Origin of the sequence: Curtobacterium sp. B8 (genome assembly GCF_000333315.1) — a bacterium.
GTDB classification, from domain to species: Bacteria; Actinomycetota; Actinomycetes; order Actinomycetales; family Microbacteriaceae; genus Curtobacterium; species Curtobacterium luteum.
In genome coordinates this window covers 1-1283 of record NZ_BACW01000395.1, presented here as the reverse complement: position 1 = coordinate 1283, position 1283 = coordinate 1, and the positions used below count along the sequence as shown (strand labels likewise).

The following is a 1283-nucleotide window of genomic DNA, read 5'->3' as shown; positions in this document are numbered from 1 at the left end:
CGTCGAGGCGCAGGTGCTGCAGGAGCTCGGCGTCGACTACATCGACGAGTCCGAGGTGCTTTCGCCCGCCGACTACGTCAACCACATCGACAAGTGGAACTTCACCACGCCCTTCGTCTGCGGTGCGACCAACCTCGGTGAAGCCCTCCGTCGCATCACCGAGGGCGCGGCCATGATCCGCTCCAAGGGTGAAGCCGGCACGGGTGACGTGTCCGAGGCCACCAAGCACATCCGCACGATCAACAAGGAGATCGCTGCCCTCCGGTACCTCAAGGAGGACGAGCTCTACGTCGCCGCGAAGGAGCTCCAGGCCCCCTTCGACGTCGTCAAGGAGGTCGCGCAGACCGGCAAGCTCCCCGTGGTGCTCTTCACCGCGGGCGGTGTCGCCACCCCGGCCGACGCCGCGATGATGATGCAGCTCGGCGCGGACGGCGTGTTCGTCGGCTCCGGCATCTTCAAGTCGGGCGACCCGGCCAAGCGCGCCGCGGCGATCGTCAAGGCCGTGACCTTCCACGACGACCCGAAGGTGATCGCCGAGGTCTCCCGCGGGCTCGGTGAGGCCATGGTCGGCATCAACGTCGCCGACGTCCCGGCCCCGCACCGCCTGGCCGAGCGTGGCTGGTAGTCCGACCGCGCACCCCCGCATCGGCGTCCTCGCCCTCCAGGGCGACTTCCGCGAGCACATCGCCTCGCTGACGGAGCTCGGCGCCGACGTCGTGCCGCTCCGTCGTCCGGAGGAGATCGCGTCGCTCGACGGCGTGGTCGTCCCCGGCGGTGAGTCGAGCGTCATGGACAAGCTGTCCCGGGCGTTCGGCGTCGCGGAACCACTGGCGGAGGCCATCCGCGGCGGGCTCCCGACGTACGGCACCTGCGCGGGCATGATCATGCTGTCCTCCCGGATCGCCGCGGGCATCCCGGGCCAGCAGACGCTCGACGTCCTCGACACGACCGTGCGGCGGAACGCGTTCGGCAGCCAGAACGACTCGTTCGAGATCGACATCCCGATGCCGGAGCTCGGCGAGGCGCCCGTGCACGCGGTGTTCATCCGGGCGCCCGTGGTGGAGGAGCACGGTCCGGGCGTCGAGGTCCTCGGGGCGCTGCCCGACGGCCAGGTCGTGGCGGTGCAGCAGGGCAACGTCATCGCCAGCGCGTTCCACCCCGAGGTCGCGCGGGAGGACCGGTTCCACCGGCGCTTCCTCGATCTCGTGCACGCCTCCTGACGCGGAGCGCGGTCGCGCCCCGCGCGGCGGTGCCGCGAGACTCGTCGTGGGCGACAGTCCTCG

General features: G+C 70.8%; 2 protein-coding genes. Both read left to right on the top strand.

From position 1 onward, the window contains the following. Positions 1–625, top strand: a 625-nt coding sequence (locus I59_RS10160) for a pyridoxal biosynthesis lyase (protein ID WP_022903776.1), incomplete at its 5' end; no start/stop codon positions are given. Further along, the gene (gene pdxT, locus I59_RS10155; RefSeq protein WP_022903775.1) at positions 615–1220 is read left to right on the top strand and encodes a pyridoxal 5'-phosphate synthase glutaminase subunit PdxT; all 606 of its coding nucleotides are present in this window, start codon (positions 615–617) and stop codon (positions 1218–1220) included. The genes I59_RS10160 and pdxT, both read left to right, overlap by 11 nt. Positions 1221–1283 lie beyond the last annotated feature (63 nt).